The organism is Micromonospora xinjiangensis, assembly GCF_056150165.1.
The window spans coordinates 760,754-782,086 of record NZ_JAXCFO010000002.1; the positions used below are offsets into that span (position 1 = coordinate 760,754).

Genomic DNA, 21,333 nt, shown 5'->3' on the forward strand with positions numbered 1-21,333 from the left:
GCCCGGTCGGCCGGGTCGACCAGGTCGGCCGGCAGCCCTCGCGCCGGCTCAGTGCGGACGGGCGGCGCCGACCATGGCCCGGTCGTGGCCGCGGGGCACCGCGGCGTGCTGCTGCGGCTGGGCGTAGCGGGTCAGTCCGATCACCGCGGCCAGCGTGATCAGGAACCCGGCGGCGGCCAGCCACTCCCGGCCCGGCCAGATCTTGTCGTTGAGCAGCAGCAGGCCGACGATGGCCGCCGGCACGGCGCCGGCCGCGTCCATGGCCGCCACCGCGGCCGTGGTGGAGCCGCGCTGCATGGCCAGGCCGAGCAGCAGCTGCCCGACGATCGAGTGCGCGACCAGGAGGTAGAGCAGCGGGTTGCGGGCGAACGCCTCCGCCGACGGCGTCGACGCGAGCGGGCGGGCGGCGACCGCGGCGGCGGAGAACGCCAGCCCGGCCAGCGAACCGAGTGCCACCGAGCCGGGCGCGCCGTGCAGCCGGACCGCGAAGAAGCCGACCACGGCGATGACGACCAGCACCAGCAGCAGGCCGACGAGGCCGGCCGACCCGAGCTGCCGCGACGGCGCCGGCCGGGCGGCCAGCACGAGCGCGCTGATCCCGGCGAAGAGCATCGCGAGCAGCACCACCTCGGCGACCGGTAGTCGCCACTTGAGCACCAGCACGCCGAGGATCGCCGTCACCCCCAGGCCCGCCGCGACGCTCGACTGCACGAGGAAGAGCGGGAGGTCGCGTCGGGCCAGGAAGGCCAGCAGGAAACCACCGACCTGGCAGGCCACACCGACCAGGTAGGTGCGGTGCCCGGCGAGCCGCAGCAGCAGCCCGGGATCGAAGGTGTGGTGCACCGTCGTGCGCGCGGCGGCCACCGACTGGAGCAGGTTGGCGACGCCGTACGCGACGATCATGGCCGCGAGGAAGCACCAGCCGGAGGAGACCACCTGGCGAGGATAGAGGCTGCCGGAGGTCAGCGCGCGGCTGGCTGACCGAGCCGGGCGAGGATGTCGGCGTGCAGGGCGCCGTTGCTGGCCACGGCGCTGTGGTCGATGTCCGGGCCGCCCGCCGGGGCGGGGTTGCCGGCCAGGTCGGTGACGACGCCGCCCGCCTCGGTCACGATCGGCACCAGCGCCGCGACGTCCCAGAGCGACAGCTCCGGCTCCACCATCACGTCCAGTGCCCCCTCGGCGAGCAGCATGTAGCCGTAGAAGTCGCCGTACGCCCGGCTGCGCCAGCAGTCGCGCATCAGGTCGAGCATCGCGTCGAGCCGCCCGGCCGCCTCCCACCCGCTGAGGGAGGAGTAGCAGAAGCTGGCGTCGCCGAGCTTCCCCACCCCCGAGACCCGGATGGGCTCGCCCCGCTCCCGGTCGGGGCCGGCCCACGCGCCCGCACCGGCCGCGGCCCACCAGCGACGCCCCAGTGCCGGCGCGGAGACCAGCCCGAGCACCGGCCGGTCGCCCTCCAGCAGCGCGATCAGGGTGGCCCAGACCGGCACCCCCCGGACGAAGTTCTTGGTGCCGTCGATCGGGTCGACCACCCAGCGCCGTCCGCCCGGTCCGGTGGCCGGCTGCGCGCCGTACTCCTCGCCCAGCAGCCCGTCGGCGGGGCGGTGCTCCGCGAGCAGGGCCCGGATCCGCCGCTCGACCGCGGTGTCCGCGTCGGAGACCGGGGTCAGGTCGGGCTTCGACTCCACCCGCAGGTCCAGGGCCCGGAAGCGGGCCGTGGAGACGCTGTCGGCGGCGTCGGCGAGGGCGTGCGCGAGGGCGAGGTCGTCGGCGTACCCGGTCATGCAGGCAACCTAGCCGACGCGGCCCGGGTCAGCCGAGCGCGGGCGGCTCGCCGCGCTGCTCCGGCTCGCCCCGCGGGTCGCTCTCCCCGGCGCGGGAGGCCAGCAGCCGGCGGTACGACGCGAGCCGTCGCGGGTCGGCCTTGCCGGCGGCGACCCAGGCGTCCAGCCCGCAGTCCGGCTCGTCGGCGGTGTGCGGGCAGTTGACCGGGCAGTCGACGGTGCCCTCGACGAGGTCGGGGAAGCCGTGCAGCAGGCTGTCCGCGGAGACGTGCGCCAGCCCGAAGCTGCGTACGCCGGGGGTGTCGATGATCCAGCCGGCCGCCTCGTCGTCCCCGCCGGGCGCGGGCGGCAACCGCAGTGCCACGGCGCTGGTGGAGGTGTGCCGGCCACGGCCGATCGCGCTGACCGTGCCGACCGCCCGGGCGGCCTCCGGCACCAGCCGGTTGACAAGCGTCGACTTGCCGACCCCGGAGTGCCCCACGAGCACGGAGATCCGCCCGGCGAGCAGGGCCCGTAGCGCGTCCAGCTCCGACTCCGGCCGGATCAGCACGTACGGCAGCTCCAGCTCGGCGTAGTAGTCGAGCACCGCCTCCGGGCCGGCGAGGTCGGCCTTGGTGAGGCACAGCAACGGCTCGATGTCCGCGTCGTACGCGGCCACGAGGCAGCGGTCGATGAACCCGGTGCGCGGCGGGGGGTCGGCCAGCGCGCTGACGATCACCAGTTGGTCGGCGTTGGCGACCACCACCCGCTCCAGCCGCCCCTCGGCGGTCGTGGCGTCGTCCTCCGCCGTGCGGCGCAGCACCGACGAGCGTTCGGCGATCCGGACGATCCGGGCCAGGGCACCGGCGGCCCCGGAGGTGTCACCGACCAGGCCCACCCGGTCGCCCACCACGACCGACTTGCGGCCCAGCTCCCGGGCGCGCATGGCGGTGATCGTGGGGTCGTCCGGCGTGGCGTCGGGCAGGACGCAGGTGTAGCGACCCCGGTCGACGGCGACGACGAAGCCGTCCACCGCGTCGGCGTGCCGAGGGCGGGTGCGGGTACGCGGGCGCGAGGACCTGCCGGGTCTGACCCGGACGTCGTCCTCGTCGTACTCCCGCCGTCTGGTCGCCAGGACCGCCCCTCCGTCGCGTCAGCTCTTGCCGGTCACCATCGCTGACCATAGTGCCGGGAACTCGGGCATGGTCTTCGAGGTACAGGCGACATCGTCGAGGTCGACACCCGGCACGGCGAGCCCGGCCACCGCGGCGGCGTGGGCCATGCGGTGGTCCGCGTACGTGCGGAACGTGCCGCCGCGCAGCGGGCGGGGCCGGATCTCGAGCCCGTCCGCGGACTCGGTGAGGTCGGCGCCGAGCGCGGTGAACTCCCGGGCCAGCGCGGCGATCCGGTCGGTCTCGTGGCCGCGGATGTGGCCCACGCCGGTGAACCGGGACGGGGAGTCGGCCAGCATCGCGAGCGCGGTCAGCGCGGGGGTCAGCTCGCTGACGTCGGAGAGGTCGGCCTCCAGACCGTGCACCGCGCCGGTGCCCCGGACGGTGAGCCCGGCGGTGGAGAGCGTCACCTCGCCGCCCATCCGCTGCAGCAGCTCCCGCAACCGCTCCACCGGCTGGGCGCTGCTGCGCGGCCAGCCCTGGAGGGTCACCTCGCCGCCGGTGACCAGGGCCGCGGCGAAGAACGGCACGGCGCCGGACAGGTCCGGCTCGATCTCCCAGCCGCGCCCGGCGAGCGGGCCGGGCTCGACGGCCCAGACGTCGGGGACGGTGTCGTCGACGGCGGCGCCCGCGGCGCGCAGCATCTGCACGGTCATCCGCAGGTGCGGCGCGGACGGGACGGGCGGGCCGACGTGCCGGACGACCACGCCCCGCTGGAAGTGGGGCGCGGCGAGCAGCAGGCCCGAGACGAGCTGGCTGGAGGCGGAGGCGTCGATCACGACCTCACCGCCGGTGACCCGGCCGGTGCCGTGCACGGTCAGCGGCAGGCTGTCGGAGCCGGCGACGTCGATGCGGACGCCGAGCGAGCGCAGCGCGCCGATCAGCGGGCCGAGCGGTCGGGTGCGGGCCTGCGGGTCGCCGTCGAAGGTGATCCGCCCGTCGGCGAGCCCGGCCACGGGCGGGAGGAAGCGCATCACGGTGCCGGCGAGGCCGACGTCGACGTGCGCCGGGCCGACCAGCCGGTGCGGCCGGACCAGCCAGCGCTCGTCGTCGCTGATCGACACGTGCGCGCCCATGCCGCGCAGGGCTCCGGCCATGAGTTCGGTGTCCCGCGCGCGCAGCGGCCCGGCCAGCGTCGACGGCCCGCTGCCGAGCGCGCTGAGCACGAGCGCCCGGGCGGTCATCGACTTGGACCCGGGCAGGCGCAGTGTGGCCACGACCGGGTCGGAGGCGGTCGGTGCGGTCCACGGCTGCGGCGGCCGGGTCGCGGTCAGATTCCCCACGGTTACATTCTGCCGTGCCCGCCTGCCGGGCACGCCGGCCGCCCGGCTGTCGGGACAGCCGGTGGGGGCCGCGCGCGCTAGCGTGTGCGACATGTGCGGGAGGTACGCGACGACCCGGAGTGCGGGCGATCTGAGCGCCCTCTTCGAGTCGTCCGACGACACCGGGGGTGAGTTGGTCCCCGACCACAACGTGGCGCCCACCGACCGGGTCCCGCTGGTCCGGCTGAGCCCGGAGGGCCATCGCAGCCTCTGTGTGGGCCGTTGGGGCTTCCTGCCGCACTGGGCCCGCAGCGCCGCCGGGGCGGCGCGGATGATCAACGCCCGGGCGGAGACGGTCGCCACCAGCCGGGCGTACGCGGGAGCCTTCGCCCGGCGCCGGTGCCTGGTGCCGGCCGACGGGTGGTACGAGTGGGTGCGCTCGCCCGAGGGCCGGCAGGCCTACTACATGACCCCGAGGGACGGGTCGGTGCTCGCCTTCGCGGGCATCTGGTCGGCCTGGGGAAACGGCGACGAGGCGCGGCTCACGTTCAGCGTCCTCACGACGGCGGCCCTCGGCGAGCTGGCCGAGGTGCACGACCGGATGCCGGTGCTGCTGCCACCCGACCGCTGGGCGGCCTGGCTGGGCCGGGCGGATGACCCGGCCGAGCTGCTCGGCGCGCCGCCGTCGGCGTGGCTCGCCGCCCTGGAGGTCCGCCCGGTCGGCCCGGCCGTCGGCGACGTCCGCAACGACGGCCCGCACCTCACCGCGCGGGTGCCGCTCGCCCGGCCGGCCGGTGCGGACGAGTTGACCCTGTTTTGATCTTGACTGGGCGCATTGTCGTGTGACGATTTGCCAGTGTTCCGGGCGAAACGTCTCCTGACCGTTCAGCCATCTTCCCGGCTGCCCCTTGTGACCTCCTCGGAAAGTGCGGTAGAACACAGCGCCGGTGGTGGGTGTCGATCCGCACGGGGTGGACGACGCCCATCGGACTTGCCGGTCCCACGGGGGAGGTGGGTTGATGACCCGGGCGCGTATGCCCCGCCCGCACGAGGTGGCCGCCGCACGACGAGATCCTCGGTTGCTCCGCGCGTTGCGCGAGCGGCGTCAGGACGAGGCGTGGCGGACCAGAGGAACCTGCCAGACGGTCGATCCGGAGACGTTCTTTCCGGCGCCCAACGAGCCTGCCGACGCGGCGGTCGCGCTCTGTCGCAGCTGTGACGTGCAGGGGTCCTGCCTGGCCTGGGCGCTGGAGGTCGGTGACTGCCACGGTGTGTGGGGCGGCACCACCCCCCGCGAGCGCCGGGCCATGCTGGTCGCCTGGCGCAGCGAGGTCCAACCGGATCCCGACGCCGCCGAGGAGGCCGGCCCTCCGGTCCGCGACCGGCTGTTGACGCTCGTTCCACTCAGCTGACGTCCGACCTCGTCCCGCTCCACCGGGCCGGCCGGGCGGCCGATCACGGCGGTTCCGGGCGGGGAGAGGGTGACGTCCGCCGGCAGGCCCGAGAATGGGCCGGTGACGCAGCACGACGAGATCCCCACCCCGCGCGGTCCGGCCCGGGTCGACACCGACTCGCCGGCCGGCCCGGCTGCCGCCCTCCTGGTGCTCGGGCACGGCGCGGGCGGCGGGGTCGACGCGCCGGACCTGCTCGCACTCCGCGACGGGGCGGTGGCCGCCGGGCTCGTGGTGGCCCGGGTCACCCAGCCCTACCGCGTCGCGGGTCGGCGGGCGCCCGCGCCCGCCGGGCACCTGGACGAGGCGTGGACGGCGGTGCTCGCCGTGCTACGGGACCGGCACCCGGGTGTGCCGGTGCTCGTGGGTGGCCGTTCCAGCGGCGCGCGGGTGGCCTGCCGCACCGCCAACGCCCTCGGCGTGGCGGGGATCGTGGCCCTGGCCTTCCCGCTGCACCCACCCGGTCGGCCGGAGCGTTCCCGGGCCGCGGAGCTGGTCACCGGCCTGCCGACCCTCGTGGTCAACGGCGACCGGGACCCGTTCGGGGTGCCCGCGGCGGGCCCCGACGTGACCGTGGTGACGCGGCCGGGTGAGGGGCACGACCTGCGGAAGGACCCGGCTGGCACGGCCGAGGTGGTGCTGGCGTGGCTGCGCGGGCGGGGCTGGGCGCAGGGCTGACCACGCCCGCCGACGCGCTCCCGCGGCGCTCAGCGCCCGTTTCCGGGGGCGGCGGAGGGTCGTTGCATCGGTTGGTGCCGTCGCCCGGTTCGGGCGGCGGAACCATCCTCCCAGGCCCTTCCTGGTCCCAGCGCCGGTCATCGTCGACGCCGGGACCAGGAAAGGGGCGGGTGATGGCGCCGGAATGCGGTGCCCCTGGCGCGTGTTGTGCCCCCCGGGACGACTTTCTTCGCGAAGGGGGACCGGGTGCCGATCGAGACACGGAGCCGGGAGCGGGACGACCGGGACGCGCAGCAGCTGCGTCAGCTGCTCGCCGCGCCCGAGTGGCCCGCCGTGGCGGCCGGGGCGGCCGCGGTGAGCACGAGCACACCGGCCGGAAGTGAATCTGCGGGCAGGTCCGTACGCGTATCCTCGGCGGGAAAGCATCCGACGCGAGGGGATGTGCGGTTGACCACCGAAAAGACGGACGAGCGCAGGGCCCGCTTCGAGCGGGACGCGATGCCCTTCGTCGATCAGCTCTACGCTGCCGGGCTGCGGATGACGCGCAACCCGGCGGATGCGGAGGACCTGGTCCAGGAGACCTACCTGAAGGCGTACGCCGCCTTCCACCAGTTCGAGCAGGGCACCAACCTGAAGGCCTGGCTCTACCGGATCCTGACCAACACCTACATCAACTCGTACCGGCGGCGCCAGCGCCAGCCGGTGCAGGCGCCGACCGACGAGATCACCGACTGGCAGCTCGCCGAGGCGGAGTCGCACACCTCCAGCGGGCTGCGCTCGGCCGAGACCGAGGCGCTGGACCGGCTGCCGGACAGCGATGTCAAGGAGGCCCTCCAGCAGCTGCCGGAGGAGTTCCGCCTCGCGGTCTACCTGACGGATGTCGAGGGCTTCTCCTACAAGGAGGTCGCCGACATCATGGGTACGCCGATCGGCACGGTGATGTCGCGACTGCACCGTGGCCGGCGTAATCTGCGCAAGCTGCTGGAGCAGTACGCCAAGGAGCGGGGGTTCACCGCCACCGCCAAGGGCTCGACGGCTTCCGCCGGCCGGGAGGTGTGACGTGAGCTGTGGAGAGCCGCACGAGACGGACTGCCGTGAGGTGCTCGCGGAGGTCTACCTCTACCTGGACCTGGAGTGCGCCGAGGAGCGCCGGACGCTGATCCGGCACCACCTCGACGACTGCGGGCCGTGCCTGCGCGAGTACGGCATCGAGCAGGAGGTGAGGGCGCTCGTGGCGCGTTGCTGCGGCAACGAGACCGCCCCGGAGCAGCTGCGTGAGCGGCTCCGCGTCAAGCTCACCGAGCTGGTCGTCTTCGAGAGCAGCGAGTCACGCGAGCTGGCCGACTGAGTCGGCCGGTCTGAACATCACCGGTGGCCCGGGTCGATCGTCGACCCGGGCCACCGGCGTTCCGGCCACCCGGCCGGGGGAGTTGACTGGTCGTGGCGGGCCCGCCCGCCACGAGGTCAGGAGTTGGGGCGCTTGCCGTGGTTGGCAGCGCTCTTCTTGCGGGCCTTCTTCTTACGGGCCTTCTTCGCCATGGTGACCTCCTCGTGATTGCCGGATCCGGTCGACGACCTCGGCGCCGGTGCACCCACCGGCCGCCCGGCACCGGGTCCGACCCGCTGATGCTAGTGCGGCGGCCGGTGCGCACCCCGCCCGAGGGGGTTAACCGGGGCGGCCGCGTCCCCGCCCGCACCCGGTGGCCGGCCGGTGGGCCCGTGCCCCGCGCACCGGGCGCTCCTCGCCCACGCCTCGCGGCCGCATGATTGGATACGTCGGCAGGTAACCGCGAGAGGGAGGGCCGTGGAGATGGCCGAGGAGATCCGCGCCGAGATGGTGGCGAACGTCTGGAAGGTCGTCGCGTCGCAGGGCGACACGGTGTCCGAGGGGGACACCCTGGTGATTCTCGAGTCGATGAAGATGGAGATCCCGGTCGTCGCCGAGTCCGACGGGGTGGTGCAGCAGCTCGCGGTCAACGAGGGCGACGTGGTGCAGGACGGCGATCTGATCGCGGTCATCGGTTGACCGGGCTGCGCGTCCGACCCGCGACGCCGGCCGACTTCCCGGCGATCGCCCGGCTGACCGTGGCCGCGTACGAGGCGGACGGGCAGCTCAAGGGGGAACACGGCTACGGCACGGTGCTGGCCGACGTCGCGACCCGCGCGGAGAACGGCGCGGTGCTGGTCGCCGAGGACGAGGCCGGCACCGTGCTCGGCTCGGTCACGTTCGTGCTGCCCGGCACCCGGTACGCCGAGCTCTGCGCCGCCGGCGAGGCGGAGTTCCGCATGCTGGCCGTCGACCCGGCCGCACAGGGTCGGGGCGCCGGGGCGGCGCTCGCCCGGGCCTGCCTCGACCGCGCCGCCGAGCTGGGTTGCTCGGCGGTGGTCATCTGCGTACGCCGGGGGATGGCCGAGACCGCGCAGCGGCTCTACGAGCGGCTGGGCTTCGTCCGTACCCCGGAGAAGGACTGGTCGCCCGTGCCCGGGGTCGAGCTGCTGGCGCTGCGGCTGGAGCTGGCCCGCGGCTGACCCGGCCGGCGCGGCGGTTCAGCTCCGCCCGGTGTCGTCCGGCCCGCCGATCGGCGCCAGCAGCTCGTCGGCCACCTCGAGAGCGATCTTCCGGCGTTCCGCGTCGGTGATGTGCGGTGTCCGTACGGCGAACCAGCTGGTGTGCACGGCGAAGAGCGAGAGCGCGGCCCGCAGTTGCGCCTGCGGGGAGTCGTCGCCCCGGCAGAGGGCACTGGCCAGCTGCATCATCCGGCCACGCATCTGCTGGCCGGCTTCCAGGCTCTTGAGCACCGTCTGGTTCTGCTCGAAGAAGCGCATCACCGAGGGGTGGTCGCCGGCGAACATCGCGTCGGCGTACCGCGCGATCAGCTCGCGGCGCGTCTCGGGGCTGGCGGGCTGCGACTCCGCCCAGGTCACGAGCGCGTCGATCTGGTCCAGCCGGTCCACCACGAAGCTCGTGACGATCTCGTCCTTGCTCTTGAAGTGGTAGTAGAGCGCGGCCTTCGTGACGTTGAGCCGCTCGGCGATCTCGCGGAGCGAGGTCTTCTCGTACCCCTGCTCGGTGAAGAGCTCCAGCGCCACGGCCTTGATCCTCTCCCGCGTGCCGCCTGTGCTTCCCCTCACCCGTACCACCCAATTCGCTTGACCCGGTCCGCCAACAAGCTTACCGTCCGGCTAGTAAGAAGCTAGCCGGTCGGCAAGTAAGTAACGCCACGCGCTTCCGGGGGGAGCTTACCGATGAGTCAACAAAGCCAGGTCGCGGTGCGACCCAACGTACGGGTCGTCCTCTTCGGCCTGATGATCGCGATGATGCTCGCGATGCTCGACAACATGATCGTCAGCACCGCGCTACCGCGGATCGTCGACGAGTTCGGGGGTCTCGACCACTTCACCTGGGTGGTCACCGCGTACGTGCTCGGCACCACCGTCTCCACGCCCATCTGGGGCAAGCTCGGCGACCTCTACGGGCGCAAGTCGGTCTTCCTCACCTCGGTCGCCATCTTCCTGGTCGGCTCGGCGCTCTGCGGCATGTCCGGCTCGGGCTTCCTCGGCGGACCCGGCGACGGCATGGTCCAGTTGATCGCCTTCCGGGCCGTGCAGGGCCTGGGCGCCGGCGGCCTGATGGTCGGCGTGATGGCGATCATCGGGGACCTCGTCCCGCCCCGCGAGCGGGGTCGCTACCAGGGCATGATCGCCGGGATCATGGCGATCGCCATGGTGGCCGGTCCGCTGGTCGGCGGCTTCATCACCGACCACCTCTCCTGGCGCTGGGCGTTCTACGTGAACCTGCCGCTCGGCGGCGTCGCGCTGGCCCTGCTCATCACGACCATGCACCTGCCGAAGTACCGTACCGAGCACCGCATCGACTGGCTGGGCGCCGCGCTGCTCTCCGTCGGCATCACCGCCATCGTGCTGGTCACCACGTGGGGTGGCAACCAGTACGACTGGGGCTCCGGGCAGATCCTCGGCCTGGTCGCGCTCGCCGTGGTGACGCTGGTCGCCTTCGGCTTCGTCGAGCGGCGGGCGCCCGAGCCGATTCTGCCCCTGGGTCTCTTCGCGAACCGGAACTTCGCGCTGATCTCGGTGATCGGGTTCCTGCTCGGTTTCGCGATGTTCGGCGCCATGAACTTCCTGCCGCTCTACCAGCAGACGGTGCAGGGCGCCTCCGCCACGAACAGTGGCCTGCTGCTGCTCCCGCTCATGTTCGGCATGCTGGTGGTCTCGCTGGTCATCGGCCGGGCGATCACCCGTACCGGGCGCTACCGCGCGTACCCGATCATCGGCGGCGTGGTGATGACCGCCGGCATGGGCCTGCTCACCATGCTGGACGTGGGCACCAGCAAGGTGGAGTCCTCGCTGTTCATGGTCGTGCTCGGCGTCGGCATGGGCTTCCTCATGCAGACCTCGATGCTCATCGCCCAGAACAGCGTGGCCCAGAAGGACCTGGGGGCCGCGAGCGGCGCCGCCACGTTCTTCCGGTCCATCGGCGGCTCGTTCGGCATCTCGCTGTTCGGCGCCATCTTCGCCAACCGGCTCGCCGGGTCGGCCGCGGGGACGGCCTTCGGCGGCGGTGGCGGCGAGAGTGGCGGACGGATGGACCTCGAACAGCTGAGGGAGCTGCCCGCCCAGGCGCGTGAGCTGGTGCTCGCCGGCCTCGCCGACGCCATCTCGCACGTCTTCTGGTGGGCGGTGCTGTTCACCGTCGCCGTGCCGGTGCTCGCCTGGTTCATCAAGGAGGTCCCGCTGCGTACGGGCAACGAGACCCCGCCGGCGCGGACGACCCCGGAGGAGGACGCCGAGGCCGCCCTGGGCCGCGCCCCCGTGGCCTGACGCGCCGCGCGCGTCGACCGTGACGTCGTCGCCGCCCGCACTGGCGGGTCCGGCGCCGACGTCACGGTCGGGGCGGTCCGGGTCAGGGGCGGCGGGGGGCGATCAGCCGCCGCCAGAGGCGGGCCAGCGGGTTGCGTGCGCGGGGGACGCGGGCGCCCGTACCGAGCAGGGCGGTGGCGACCCGGCGCGTCTCCTCGTCCAGGCCGGGCGTGGTGAGCGCCAGGTGCGCCAGCGATCCGGCGATCGGCACCGGCCGCGTCCGCGCCACGGCCGCCACGTCGGCGAGCCGCTCGGCGACCACCCGGGCCACGTCGGGGCGTACCGCCGGGTCGATCCAGGCGGCGGTGACCAGCGCGAACATCGCCGCCTCGGTGATCCAGTCCTCCACGTCCCAGACCAGGTCGAGCAGGACCCGGCGCCGGATCGAGTCGTCCCAGGGTTCGTCGGTGCGGTGGTGCAGCAGCCCGAGGCAGGCCCAGACCTGCACGCAGCGCACCCAGAGGGTCGGGTCCTGCCCGGCCAGCACCCGACCGACGGCCGTGGCCGGCGGTTCGGGTGGGTGCACCAGCAGCCCGACCAGGTCCGCGAGGTCGAGGGTGGCGAGGCCCACCGCCGCGTCGTAGGCGGCCGGCGGGTGCGGCCAGGCGGGGTGCGCGAGCTGGCGGAGACGGTCGGCGGCCACCGGGGAGGGCGTGGGAACCGCGGGCACCGGGGTGGTGCCGTCGAAGCGCCAGAGTGGGCGGGTGACGGCCCGCCGGGGCTGGCGCGCGTCCGGCTCGGCCGTCCCGGTCACCTCGACCCGCATCCCGGGCACCGCGCCCGCCACCGTCCGCAGCGCGCTCGGCGGTGGCGGCGCCGGCAGGCGTACGGCGACGCCGAGGCCACCCCGGTCCTCGGCGACCGCTCCGCGCAGCGCGTCGACCACGGGCCCGGCGGCCGGGGTCACCTGCCCGAGCCACGGTCGCCCACGGCAGCACTCCGCCAGGTCGCCGTGCTCGTGCGTGTCGTCCGGATGGTCACGGGCGAAGTCGGCGAGCGCCACCAGGTGCGCCACGTCGCCGTCGCGCAGGTAGCGCAGCCGGTGGGCGGTGTGCACCGCGCAGTCGAACGTCGGATCCCGCCTGAGGGCGCGGTCGATCCAGTCCAGCGCCTCGTCGAGCCGGCCCGCGTCGGCCAGCGTGCCGGCGATGTCGGCGTAGACGGCCAGGTCGTCGGGGTCGCGCTCGACCGCCCGACCGAGCGCCGCGAGCGCCTCCCGCGTCTGGCCGGCGCTGCGGTACGCGTACCCGAGCCAGACCTCGCCGAGCTTCGTGGACTCGGCGCGTACGCCCCGGGCGGCCCACTGGATCGCGACCGTGACCTCACCGACCCGCCGGGCCAGCGCGGACGCCGCGCCGAGCAGCAGGGCGTGCTCGGGGTGCACGGTGATCGCGTTGCGGGCCAGCGTGAGGTACGCGGCCAGCGCCGGCCGGCCGGCCCTCGGCACCGGGTCGGGAACGGCCGCGCAGACCTGCATGAGGATCCGGGCGACGTGGTCGGGCGGGACCCGCCCGGCCAGCTCGGGTGCGGTCACCCAGGGCACTCCCGCCCAGTCGACCTGCGGCGCGTAGCCGGTCGCCGCGGCGAGCAGGTCCAGCCCGTCGCCGGGCTGGCCGGCGGCGGCGAGCAGGTGGGCGCGGGCGACCGCGGCGCCGACGAAGGTGTGGTGGTCGAGCGGGAAGAGGTGGACGCCGCCACCGCTGGCCGCGGCGAGCCGGGCCAGCGCCTCGTGCACCTCGGGCAGGGTCGGGGCCTGTGCCAACGCGCCGGCCAGGTGCGCCGCCGCGTGCTCCAGGTCGCCTTCCTCCAGCGCCAGCCGGGCCAGGGCGAGCTCCTCCGCGGCGGAGAGCGCGGGGTCGTCCTCGGGCACGTCGTCCTCTCGTCGTCCGGTGGCGGGTCGAGCCGGGCCAGCCTAGGTGATGTTGGGCCTACCTGTGGGCCTTCTGCGCACTCCTGCTCGTTCAATTGCTCTCGCCAGATCAAACGTGCAAGACTGAGCAGGAAACGCGCGGCAATCGCGCAGTGGGAGGAGTTTCCGTGACGCGTGCAGGGGCCGGGATGGCGGCCGACATCGACGAGCAGCCGGCCGGCTACGAGCGGCTGCTCTCCGCCGAGCACAGCGCGGCGATCGCCCGGGTGGCCGCGGTGATCGCCGAGCGCCGGCCGAGGCACGTGGTCTTCACCGCCCGGGGCACCTCCGACCACGCCGCGCTCTACGGGGCCTACCTCACCGAGATCCGGCTCGGCCTGCCCGCCGGGCTCGCCTCGCCCAGCGTCGTCACCCTCTACGGCGGCCAGCCGGACCTCTCCGACGCGCTGGTCGTCGGGGTGAGCCAGAGCGGCGGCTCGCCGGACCTCACCGAGGTGCTCCGGGTCGCCCGCGCCTCCGGCGCGCTCACCCTCGCCGTCACCAACGCACCCGACTCGCCGCTGGTCGAGGCCGCCGAGCTGAGCGTGGACATCGCGGCCGGGCACGAGCGGGCCGTGGCCGCCACCAAGACCTACACGGCCGAGCTGCTCACCCTGCTCCTGCTCGTCGAGGGGATCCGCGCGGGTGACGGCGCCCTGCCGGCGCAGGAGCGCGCGGCGCTCGCGGCGCTGCCGGAGCTGGCGGCGCGCACGCTCGCCGACCCCACCCCGGCGCAGCTCGCTCCGCGCTACCGGTTCGCCGCGCAGCTGGTCACCACCGGCCGCGGCTACGCGTACCCGACGGCCCGGGAGGCCGCGCTCAAGCTGATGGAGACGTCCTACCTGCCGGCCCTCGCCTTCTCCGGCGCCGACCTGTTGCACGGCCCGCTCGCCATGACCGACCCGGACGTGCCGGTGCTCGCCGTCGTCGGCTCCGGCCCCGGCGGGCGCTCGATGGGTGAGGTGCTGCCGCGGCTCGGCGAACGCCGCGCCGACGTGGTGGTGGTGGGGTCGGCCGACGTGCGGGGGGCGACGCGGATCGCCGTCCCCGAGGTCGACGAGCGCTACGCCCCGCTGCTGGACATCCTGCCGTTGCAGCGGCTCGCGCTCGCGCTCGCCCTGGCCCGCGGCGAGGATCCCGACGCCCCGCGCGGCCTCAAGAAGGTCACCGCGACGAGGTGAGCCGGCGCGTGGCACGCTGGTCTGCGTGTCCACGCTGCGCGACCTCGCCGAGGAGCACACCCAGCTCCGTCCGGCGGACATCGACCACCTGCACCGGATCGCCGGAGACTGGCAGCTGCTCTCCGACATGTCCTTCGCGGACCTGCTGCTCTGGGTGCCGGTCGACGCCGAGGGCACGTTCCTCTGCGTCGCCCAGGTCCGCCCGACGACCGCGCCCACCGCGTACCAGGACGACCAGGTGGGCCGGATCGTCGGCGGGCCGGAGGTGGCGCACCTCGAGGTCGCGTACCGGCAGGGCCGGATCTGGCGGGAGGGCGATCCCGTCTGGTACGGCGACGTGCCGGCGCGGCACGAGGCCATCCCGGTCCGGCTGCGCACCGCCGACGGCGAGGCCGGCGAGGTGGTGGCGGTGGTCGGCCGGGACACCAACCTCTCCACCGCACGGACGCCCAGCCAGCTGGAGCTGAACTACCTGACCACGGCCGACGACCTGGCCCAGATGATCGCGGACGGCACCTTCCCGCCGCCCCGGCACCCGGGGGAGACGACGTCGGCTCCCCGCGTCGGCGACGGTCTGGTCCGGCTCGACGCGAACGGCAAGGTGACGTACGCGAGCCCCAACGCGCAGTCCGCGTACCGGCGGCTCGGCTACGCCTCCCACCTCGTGGGGGAGGACCTGGCGGCCCTGCACCGGCGGCTCGCCAACGACCCGCTGGAGGGGACCGACGCGGCGAACGCGGTGCTGGCCGCGCTGCGCGGCGACGCGCCCCCACGTCGGGAGATCGACGCGCGCGGCGCCACGGTGCTGACCCGGGCGCTGCCGCTCATGCCGGCCGGCGTGCCGATCGGCGCGCTGGTGCTGGTCCGGGACATCACCGAGGTGCGCCGCCGGGACCGCGCCCTCATCACCAAGGACGCGACCATCCGGGAGATCCACCACCGGGTGAAGAACAACCTCCAGACGGTCGCCGCGCTGCTGCGGTTGCAGGCCCGTCGGGTCGCCATGCCGGAGGCCCGGGTCGCGCTGGAGGACTCGGTACGCCGGGTCGCGTCCATCGCACTCGTGCACGAGACGCTCTCGATGTCCAGCGACGAGGCGGTCGAGTTCGACACCATCGTCGACCGGGTGGCCAGCGCGGCCACGGAGGTGGCGGCGACCGAGGTGCGGGTCGGCATGCGCCGCACCGGCAGCTTCGGGGTGCTGCCCGCCGAGATCGCCACGTCGATGGTGATGGTCCTCAACGAGCTGCTGCTCAACGCCGTCGAGCACGGCTTCCCGCCGGCCGACGGGAACGACGAGGAGGAGGCGCAGGCCGCCGCGGGCGCGATCGTGCCGGTCGCGCCGGACGGCGCCGAGGCGGCGGAGGCGCCCGAGGTGGTGGTCTCGGCGCACCGGTTCCGCAAGCAGTTGCACGTCACGGTGACCGACAACGGCCGGGGCCTGCCCGCCGGCTTCGACGCCGACCGCGGCGGCAACCTCGGGTTGCAGATCGTGCGGGCGCTGGTCACCGGCGAGCTGCGCGGCAGCATCGAACTGCGCGACGCGGCCGGCGGTGGCACGGAGGCCGTGCTGGTGGTCCCGCTGGCCCGTAACACCGTCGACGGACGCTCGCCCGCCTGACCCGGGTCGCGTGCGCTTCCGTCGCGCCGCCGCGGCGGGGCTCACCGCGAGCGTGACGGGTCCCCGCGACACGGCCGGGAGACCGGCTCGTCAGCGGGTGAGCAGCGCGAGCGTGAGCCCCGGGCGCTGCCAGACCTGGGCGACGGTGAAGCCGTCCCGCAGCGCCGCGCCCTTGGCGCCGGACACCGTCGCCACCGGATCGGCGTGCCGACCGGCGACCACGAGCCAGACCCGTGGCGCCCCGGCCAGGCACTCGGCCGGCCGGGCGCACTCGGCCGCCCACAGGTCCCCGCGCCGGGCCGGGTCCTCCACGAGGAGCGCGTCCCGGGGGCGCCGGTCGCGCAGCTGGTAGTCGACGCCGAGGTCGAGGAAGAGCCAGCTGCGCCGAGGGGAGTAGACGATCGCGTCACCGGGCCGCTGCCCGCTGGCGACGATCTCGGCCACCCCCCGGTAGTCCACCTGCGCGCTGCGCGGCCACTCGTGCGTGCGGCGCAGCGCCGCCTGGTCAGGCAGGCCGAGCAACCCGGCCACGACCAGCACGACCAGCCCGCCGGGCAGCGGCACCGCCGCCAGCGCCGCGCCGGCCAGCAGACACCCGAACGGCACGACGAAGACCAGGTAGCGGGGCACCCACAGGGGCACGAGCAGGCCGGCGGCGAAGAGCAGCAGCACCGGCAGCAGCACGGCGCACCCGGGCAGCACCGCGCGCCGGCCGAGCCGGGCGGCGCCGAGCGCGGCGAGGCCCACCAGGAGCCCGCCTACCAGGCTGCTCTGCGCCACCCCGGTCGGCAGCGAGGTCAGATCGGTCGGCCGGACCAGGTCCACCCACTGCAACTGGCGTCCGCGCTGCTCGCGCCCGGCGATCACCAGCGGGGCCGCCAGCAGCACCGCGGGCAGGACGGCCGGCACCCACCGCCAGCGCCGACGGTTCCGTTCGTTCTCCCCGTCCCGGCTGATGCCGGCCGGCCCGGCGGCGAGCACGGCCACGGCGTGGGCGGCGAGCAGGGTGAGCGCGATCAGGTGGGTCAGCCCGAGCGCGGCGAGGGCCACCGCGTACGCGGCCCAGCGGCCCCAGCCCGGCCGGCGCAGCGCCTCGACCAGGAGCAGCGTGGCGAGCACGGCGAGCAGGGTGGCCAGCGCGTACGGGCGGGCCTCCTGGGCGTACCGGGACGTGCCGGGCAGGATCGCGAAGAGCAGGCCGGCGAGCAACCCGGCCCGGGCGCCGGCCAGCCGTCGGCCGAGCACCGCGGTCAGCGCCGCCGCCACCGTCATGGCGAGCACCGACGGCAGCCGCAGGGCGGCGACCGAGTCTCCGGCCAGCGCCACCCAGCCGTGCACGAGCAGGTAGTACGGACCGGTCGCCGCGTCGATGGTGCCCGCCAGCCGGAACAGGTCCGGCACCGAGCGGGTGGCCGCGCTCCAGGTGGCCAGCTCGTCCCGCCACAGCTGGGCGCTCGTCAGGCCGGTGGCGGTCACCGCGAGGGTCAGCAGCGCCGGCGCCAGCCAGACCGCCGCCTCCCGCAGGCGGTGCGGTGCCGAGGGCGGCGCCGTGGCGCTGCCGACCCGGGCTGCCTTATGCCGCCTGTCGGACTTTTCGCCCACGGGTCGAGCGTCGCACAACCGTCCCGCCCGCTGGGGCGAACACCGGACGGGCGCCGTCCCGCCGCCGCGCGGGCCCCACCCACCGCCGTCGACGCACGACGCCCGTGATGTGGGATCAGGCACGTGCTCATTGGCCGGCCCCCGCCCGGTGTGGCAGCATGACGGACATGACCGCCGCCGTCGTACGTCGCTTCGTGGCCCGTCGCCACGTCGACTACGGCCGCGTGCGCAGCGCCATCTGTCCGGCCCACTGACGACGCCCGACTTCTCGCACTCGGGCGCGCACCGCGCCGGCTCCCCGACATCGTCGTCTGCTCGCCCGTTCCTGACGGGCCGCCGCCGCGTACGCGCTCGACGAGGCCCAGCAGACAACGGAGGACGCCTCGATGGCGGTCAGCAGCATCTCCACCCGGCCCGAGGACCCGACGGCACGTCCGGCGCGCACCGCACGCCGCCCACGCGGTGAGGGGCAGTGGGCGCTCGGGCACCGTGAGCCGCTCAACGCCAACGAGCGGATCAAGAAGGACGACGACCCGCTGAACGTCCGCGCGCGGATCGAGAACATCTACGCCCACCGGGGCTTCGGGTCCATCGACCCGGCGGACCTGCGCGGCCGGTTCCGCTGGTGGGGCCTCTACACCCAGCGCAAGCCGGGCATCGACGGCGGGCGTACGGCCGTGCTCGAACCGCACGAGCTCGAGGACGAGTACTTCATGCTCCGGGTGCGGATCGACGGCGGGCAGCTCTTCCTGGCCCAGCTGCGGACGATCGCCACCATCTCGCAGGAGTTCGCGCGGGACACCGCCGACATCACCGACCGGCAGAACGTCCAGTTCCACTGGATCCGCATCGAGGACGTGCCGGAGATCTGGCGGCGGCTGGAGGCGGTCGGCCTGCAGACCACCGAGGCGTGCGGCGACTGCCCGCGGATCGTGCTCGGCAGCCCCGTGGCGGGCGTGGCCGAGGCCGAGGTGATCGACCCGACGCCGGCGCTCGACGAGATCGTCCGCCGGTACGTGGGCAACCCCGAGTTCTCCAACCTGCCGCGCAAGTTCAAGTCGTCGATCTCCTGGCTGGTCGACACCCCGTACGAGGCCAACGACATCGCCTTCCTCGGCGTCGAGCACCCCGACCAGGGCCCGGGCTTCGACCTCTGGGTCGGCGGGGGCCTCTCCACCAACCCGATGCTGGCCCAGCGGCTGGGCGTGTGGGTGCCGCTGGCCGAGGTGCCCGACGTCTGGGCCGGCGTGGTCGGCATCTTCCGCGACTACGGCTACCGCCGGCTGCGCAACCGGGCCCGGCTGAAGTTCCTGGTGGCCGACTGGGGCGTGGAGCGGTTCCGGGAGGTGCTGGAGAAGGAGTACCTCGGCCGGTCGCTGCTGGACGGTCCCGCCTCGGAGCTGCCCACCAAGCCCGTCGACCACATCGGCGTGCACCGCCAGCGGGACGGCCGCAACTACGTGGGCGCCGCCCCGGTCGTCGGTCGGGTCTCCGGCGGGCAGCTCGCGCGGCTCGCCGAGGTGGTCGCGGCGCACGGCAGCGACCGGGTGCGGCTGACCCCGTACCAGAAGCTGCTGGTGCTGGACGTGCCGCCGGAGCGGACGGAGTCCCTGGTGGACGCGCTGCGCGGCATCGGTCTGGACGCCCGGCCGTCGGCCTGGCGGCGCGGCACGATGGCCTGCACCGGCATCGAGTTCTGCAAGCTGGCGATCGTCGAGACCAAGGCCCGCGGCGAGGAGCTGGTGGCGCGGCTCGAACAGCGGCTGCGTGACTTCGACGCGGACATCTCCATCCACCTCAACGGCTGCCCGAACGCCTGCGCGCGCACCCAGGTCGCGGACATCGGTCTGAAGGGCCAGCTGGTCGTGGGCCCGGACGGCCGTCAGGTGGAGGGCTTCCAGGTGCACCTCGGTGGTGGTCTCGGCATGGCCGCCGGGCAGACCGCCGGCTTCGGCCGCAAGCTGCGCGGCCTGAAGACCACCGCCGAGGAGCTTCCGGCGTACGTGGAACGGCTGGCCCGCCGCTATCTGGCCGGCCGGCACGAGGGCGAGACGTTCGCCCGCTGGGTGATCAGAGTCGACGAGGAGGAACTGCGATGAGCAGCGAGAACCGAGCGGCACCTCTGTACTGCCCGTACTGCGGCGAGGAGGACCTGCGGCCCCACGAGGCGAGCCACGGCGCCTGGGAGTGCCACGCCTGCGCCCGGGTCTTCACCGTCCGGTTCACCGGCCTGCTGAGCCGGGCGGTGGCCCGGTGAACGCCGGCGCGCCGGCCGCGGCCGGGAGGGGGCGGCGATGAGTCTGTCGTCGGCGGCGAAGCTCGGCCTGGTGGGCGTCGGTGGTCCGGCGCCCGTGGACCCGGCCCGGCGCGACCCGGAGGAGCTGCGCGCGCTGGCCGAGGAGGCCGCCCGGGAGCTGGAGGGCGCGCCGGCCCTGGAGATCGCCCGGTGGGCCGCCGAGACGTTCGGCGAGCGGTTCTGCGTGACCAGCTCGATGGCGGACGCGGTGCTGGCGCACCTGGTGTCCCGGGCCGCGCCCGGTGTCGACGTGGTCTTCCTCGACACGGGCCTGCACTTCCCCGAGACGCTGCGCGTGCGCGACGAGGTGGCCCGGACGCTGCCGGTGAACGTCCGCTCGATCCGGCCCCGGCTCACTGTGGGCCAGCAGGACGGCCAGTACGGTCCCCGCCTGTTCAACAGGTCGCCCGACGACTGCTGCCAGCTGCGGAAGGTGGAGCCGTTGGAGCGGGCGCTCGCCGGGTACGACGCGTGGGCCGCAGGGCTGCGCCGGGACGAGTCGCCCACACGGGCGAACACGCCCGTGGTCGGCTTCGACGCCCGCCGCGGCAAGGTGAAGGTCAATCCGATCGCCGCCTGGACGCAGGCGGACGTGGACGGCTACATCGCGCGGTGGAACGTGCCGGTCAACGAGTTGTTCAAGCAGGGGTACGGGTCGATCGGCTGCTGGCCGTGCACCCGGCGGACCCGGGCGGGGGAGGATCCCCGCGCCGGCCGGTGGGCGATGTTCGAGAAGACCGAATGCGGACTGCACACCTGATCCGGCCGGTGGGGCCCGCCCTCGCGGGGGCGGCCCCGACCGATCCGGTCGTCCTGGTCGCGCACGGCAGTCGCGATCCGCGGGCTGCCGCGGCGACCCGGGCGCTGGTCCGGGCGGTGTCGGCCGCCCGGCCCGGCACCCCGGTCTCGGCGAGCTGGCTCGACCACACCGAGCCCGCTCCGGCCGACGCGCTGCGGGCGCTGGCGCTCGCCGGCCACCGGCGAGCGGTGCTGGTCCCGCTGCTGTTGACCGCCGCCTACCACCGCCGGGTGGACATCCCGGCGGCGGTGGCCGCGGCCCGGTCCGACGCGCCGGGGCTGGCCGTACGCGTGACCGACGTGCTCGGGCCGACGGGCGCCGACGTGGACGACGCGCTCCTGGCCGGCCTGCGGCGACGGCTGGCCGAGGCGGATCCGGGCCGCTTCGACGCGCTGGTGCTGGCGGCCGCGGGCACCCGGGACGCGCGGGCGCGTGGCTCGGTGGGGCGCGTCGCCGCCGCACTGGGGGCGACCCTGGGCGTGCCCGTCCGGGTGTCGTACGCCTCGGCGGCGGCGCCGACGGTGGACACGGCGGTCGCCCGGCTGCGCGCGGACGGGGCGCGGCGGGTGGCGGTGTCCGCGTACTTCCTGGCGCCCGGCCTCTTCCACGACGCGGTGACGGCCGCGGCGCGGGCGGCCGGAGCGGTGGCCGTCTCCGCACCGCTCGCCGACGCGCCGGAGCTGGCCGGCCTCGTGCTGCGCCGGGTCGACGCGTCGACGGGCCC

At 74.8% G+C, this 21,333-nt stretch carries 21 protein-coding genes and 1 pseudogene; 14 read left to right on the forward strand and 8 right to left on the reverse strand.

What is annotated here, in order from left to right; translation table 11 throughout:
* Positions 1 to 48 precede the first annotated feature (48 nt).
* The 4 genes from SM573_RS10395 to aroA form a co-directional block, all read right to left on the reverse strand.
* Positions 49 to 903: a hypothetical protein gene (locus SM573_RS10395; protein WP_474613825.1), complete on the reverse strand. Its 855-nt coding sequence runs from the start codon at positions 901 to 903 to the stop codon at positions 49 to 51.
* 59 nt (positions 904 to 962) lie between these two features.
* Positions 963 to 1,781 (reverse strand): histidinol-phosphatase, encoded by an 819-nt coding sequence (hisN, locus tag SM573_RS10400; RefSeq protein WP_474613700.1) that lies wholly within the window; start codon positions 1,779 to 1,781, stop codon positions 963 to 965.
* 28 nt (positions 1,782 to 1,809) lie between these two features.
* The gene (gene rsgA / locus SM573_RS10405) at positions 1,810 to 2,793 is read right to left on the reverse strand and encodes a ribosome small subunit-dependent GTPase A (protein WP_474613701.1); all 984 of its coding nucleotides are present in this window, start codon (positions 2,791 to 2,793) and stop codon (positions 1,810 to 1,812) included.
* A 120-nt stretch (positions 2,794 to 2,913) separates the two neighbouring features.
* Complete coding sequence (gene aroA / locus SM573_RS10410) at positions 2,914 to 4,215, reverse strand: 3-phosphoshikimate 1-carboxyvinyltransferase (RefSeq protein ID WP_474613702.1); 1,302 nt, start codon at positions 4,213 to 4,215, stop codon at positions 2,914 to 2,916.
* 91 nt (positions 4,216 to 4,306) lie between these two features.
* Here aroA and SM573_RS10415 point away from each other — a divergent pair, with 91 nt between their 5' ends.
* From SM573_RS10415 to rsrA, 5 genes are all read left to right on the forward strand, one after another.
* Positions 4,307 to 5,014: an SOS response-associated peptidase gene (locus tag SM573_RS10415; RefSeq protein WP_474615961.1), complete on the forward strand. Its 708-nt coding sequence runs from the start codon at positions 4,307 to 4,309 to the stop codon at positions 5,012 to 5,014.
* A 199-nt stretch (positions 5,015 to 5,213) separates the two neighbouring features.
* The gene (locus SM573_RS10420; RefSeq protein WP_474613704.1) at positions 5,214 to 5,606 is read left to right on the forward strand and encodes a WhiB family transcriptional regulator; all 393 of its coding nucleotides are present in this window, start codon (positions 5,214 to 5,216) and stop codon (positions 5,604 to 5,606) included.
* Positions 5,607 to 5,708: 102 nt separating this feature from the next.
* Positions 5,709 to 6,323 carry an alpha/beta hydrolase family protein gene (locus tag SM573_RS10425; protein WP_474615962.1) on the forward strand — a complete coding sequence of 205 codons (615 nt, stop codon included), beginning with the start codon at positions 5,709 to 5,711 and terminating at the stop codon, positions 6,321 to 6,323.
* A 246-nt stretch (positions 6,324 to 6,569) separates the two neighbouring features.
* Positions 6,570 to 7,382 carry a sigma-70 family RNA polymerase sigma factor gene (locus tag SM573_RS10430; protein ID WP_474613706.1) on the forward strand — a complete coding sequence of 271 codons (813 nt, stop codon included), beginning with the start codon at positions 6,570 to 6,572 and terminating at the stop codon, positions 7,380 to 7,382.
* A 1-nt stretch (position 7,383) separates the two neighbouring features.
* The gene (rsrA, locus tag SM573_RS10435) at positions 7,384 to 7,671 is read left to right on the forward strand and encodes a mycothiol system anti-sigma-R factor (protein ID WP_474613707.1); all 288 of its coding nucleotides are present in this window, start codon (positions 7,384 to 7,386) and stop codon (positions 7,669 to 7,671) included.
* Positions 7,672 to 7,787: 116 nt separating this feature from the next.
* On the opposite strand, the gene SM573_RS10440 is transcribed toward rsrA, so the two are convergent.
* Entirely contained in the window at positions 7,788 to 7,862 is a 75-nt protein-coding gene (locus SM573_RS10440) for a 50S ribosomal protein bL37 (RefSeq protein WP_370461611.1), read from the reverse strand.
* A gap of 265 nt (positions 7,863 to 8,127) precedes the next feature.
* Here SM573_RS10440 and SM573_RS10445 point away from each other — a divergent pair, with 265 nt between their 5' ends.
* Positions 8,128 to 8,349 (forward strand): biotin/lipoyl-binding carrier protein, encoded by a 222-nt coding sequence (locus SM573_RS10445; RefSeq protein ID WP_474613708.1) that lies wholly within the window; start codon positions 8,128 to 8,130, stop codon positions 8,347 to 8,349.
* Positions 8,346 to 8,852, forward strand: coding sequence for a GNAT family N-acetyltransferase (locus SM573_RS10450; protein ID WP_474613709.1), 507 nt, complete (start codon positions 8,346 to 8,348; stop codon positions 8,850 to 8,852). Before SM573_RS10445 ends, SM573_RS10450 begins: the two co-directional genes overlap by 4 nt.
* 18 nt (positions 8,853 to 8,870) lie before the next feature.
* Here the strand turns inward: SM573_RS10450 and SM573_RS10455 are convergent, their stop codons facing one another.
* A complete protein-coding gene (locus SM573_RS10455) occupies positions 8,871 to 9,455 on the reverse strand; it encodes a TetR/AcrR family transcriptional regulator (protein WP_474613710.1) in 585 nt (194 codons plus the stop codon).
* A 114-nt stretch (positions 9,456 to 9,569) separates the two neighbouring features.
* On the opposite strand from SM573_RS10455, the gene SM573_RS10460 reads away from it, so the two are divergent.
* Complete coding sequence (locus SM573_RS10460; protein WP_474613711.1) at positions 9,570 to 11,162, forward strand: MDR family MFS transporter; 1,593 nt, start codon at positions 9,570 to 9,572, stop codon at positions 11,160 to 11,162.
* A gap of 82 nt (positions 11,163 to 11,244) precedes the next feature.
* On the opposite strand, the gene SM573_RS10465 is transcribed toward SM573_RS10460, so the two are convergent.
* Positions 11,245 to 13,071 carry a tetratricopeptide repeat protein gene (locus tag SM573_RS10465; RefSeq protein WP_474615963.1) on the reverse strand — a complete coding sequence of 609 codons (1,827 nt, stop codon included), beginning with the start codon at positions 13,069 to 13,071 and terminating at the stop codon, positions 11,245 to 11,247.
* Between the two features lie 188 nt (positions 13,072 to 13,259).
* On the opposite strand from SM573_RS10465, the gene SM573_RS10470 reads away from it, so the two are divergent.
* Together SM573_RS10470 and SM573_RS10475 are read left to right on the forward strand one after the other, a co-directional pair.
* A complete protein-coding gene (locus tag SM573_RS10470) occupies positions 13,260 to 14,291 on the forward strand; it encodes an SIS domain-containing protein (RefSeq protein ID WP_474616060.1) in 1,032 nt (343 codons plus the stop codon).
* A 25-nt stretch (positions 14,292 to 14,316) separates the two neighbouring features.
* A complete protein-coding gene (locus SM573_RS10475) occupies positions 14,317 to 15,912 on the forward strand; it encodes a histidine kinase N-terminal domain-containing protein (RefSeq protein WP_474613713.1) in 1,596 nt (531 codons plus the stop codon).
* Positions 15,913 to 16,002: 90 nt separating this feature from the next.
* On the opposite strand, the gene SM573_RS10480 is transcribed toward SM573_RS10475, so the two are convergent.
* Entirely contained in the window at positions 16,003 to 17,436 is a 1,434-nt protein-coding gene (locus SM573_RS10480; protein ID WP_474613827.1) for a glycosyltransferase family 39 protein, read from the reverse strand.
* 464 nt (positions 17,437 to 17,900) lie between these two features.
* On the opposite strand from SM573_RS10480, the gene SM573_RS10485 reads away from it, so the two are divergent.
* The 4 genes and pseudogenes from SM573_RS10485 to SM573_RS10500 form a co-directional block, all read left to right on the forward strand.
* Entirely contained in the window at positions 17,901 to 19,613 is a 1,713-nt protein-coding gene (locus tag SM573_RS10485) for a nitrite/sulfite reductase (RefSeq protein WP_474615964.1), read from the forward strand.
* On the forward strand, positions 19,610 to 19,771 hold the full coding sequence (locus SM573_RS10490; protein WP_474613715.1) for a hypothetical protein: 162 nt from the start codon (positions 19,610 to 19,612) through the stop codon (positions 19,769 to 19,771). The genes SM573_RS10485 and SM573_RS10490 overlap by 4 nt, the downstream gene beginning before the upstream one ends.
* A 37-nt stretch (positions 19,772 to 19,808) precedes the next feature.
* On the forward strand, positions 19,809 to 20,570 hold the full coding sequence (locus tag SM573_RS10495; protein WP_474613716.1) for a phosphoadenylyl-sulfate reductase: 762 nt from the start codon (positions 19,809 to 19,811) through the stop codon (positions 20,568 to 20,570).
* A pseudogene (locus SM573_RS10500) lies at positions 20,552 to 21,331 on the forward strand (sirohydrochlorin chelatase); the annotation flags it as partial. The gene SM573_RS10495 and the pseudogene SM573_RS10500, both read left to right, overlap by 19 nt.
* Between the last annotated feature and the right edge of the window lie 2 nt (positions 21,332 to 21,333).

Bases quoted from the DNA above. Each gene is read 5' to 3' on its own strand.
- SM573_RS10485 (WP_474615964.1), top strand. From the start codon at position 17,901: ATGGCGGTCAGCAGCATCTCCACCCGGCCCGAGGACCCGACGGCACGT.
- hisN (WP_474613700.1), bottom strand. From the start codon at position 1,781: ATGACCGGGTACGCCGACGACCTCGCCCTCGCGCACGCCCTCGCCGAC.
- SM573_RS10490 (WP_474613715.1), top strand. From the start codon at position 19,610: ATGAGCAGCGAGAACCGAGCGGCACCTCTGTACTGCCCGTACTGCGGC.
- SM573_RS10460 (WP_474613711.1), top strand. From the start codon at position 9,570: ATGAGTCAACAAAGCCAGGTCGCGGTGCGACCCAACGTACGGGTCGTC.
- SM573_RS10470 (WP_474616060.1), top strand. From the start codon at position 13,260: ATGGCGGCCGACATCGACGAGCAGCCGGCCGGCTACGAGCGGCTGCTC.
- SM573_RS10415 (WP_474615961.1), top strand. From the start codon at position 4,307: ATGTGCGGGAGGTACGCGACGACCCGGAGTGCGGGCGATCTGAGCGCC.
- SM573_RS10420 (WP_474613704.1), top strand. From the start codon at position 5,214: ATGACCCGGGCGCGTATGCCCCGCCCGCACGAGGTGGCCGCCGCACGA.
- SM573_RS10495 (WP_474613716.1), top strand. From the start codon at position 19,809: ATGAGTCTGTCGTCGGCGGCGAAGCTCGGCCTGGTGGGCGTCGGTGGT.
- SM573_RS10395 (WP_474613825.1), bottom strand. From the start codon at position 903: ATGATCGTCGCGTACGGCGTCGCCAACCTGCTCCAGTCGGTGGCCGCC.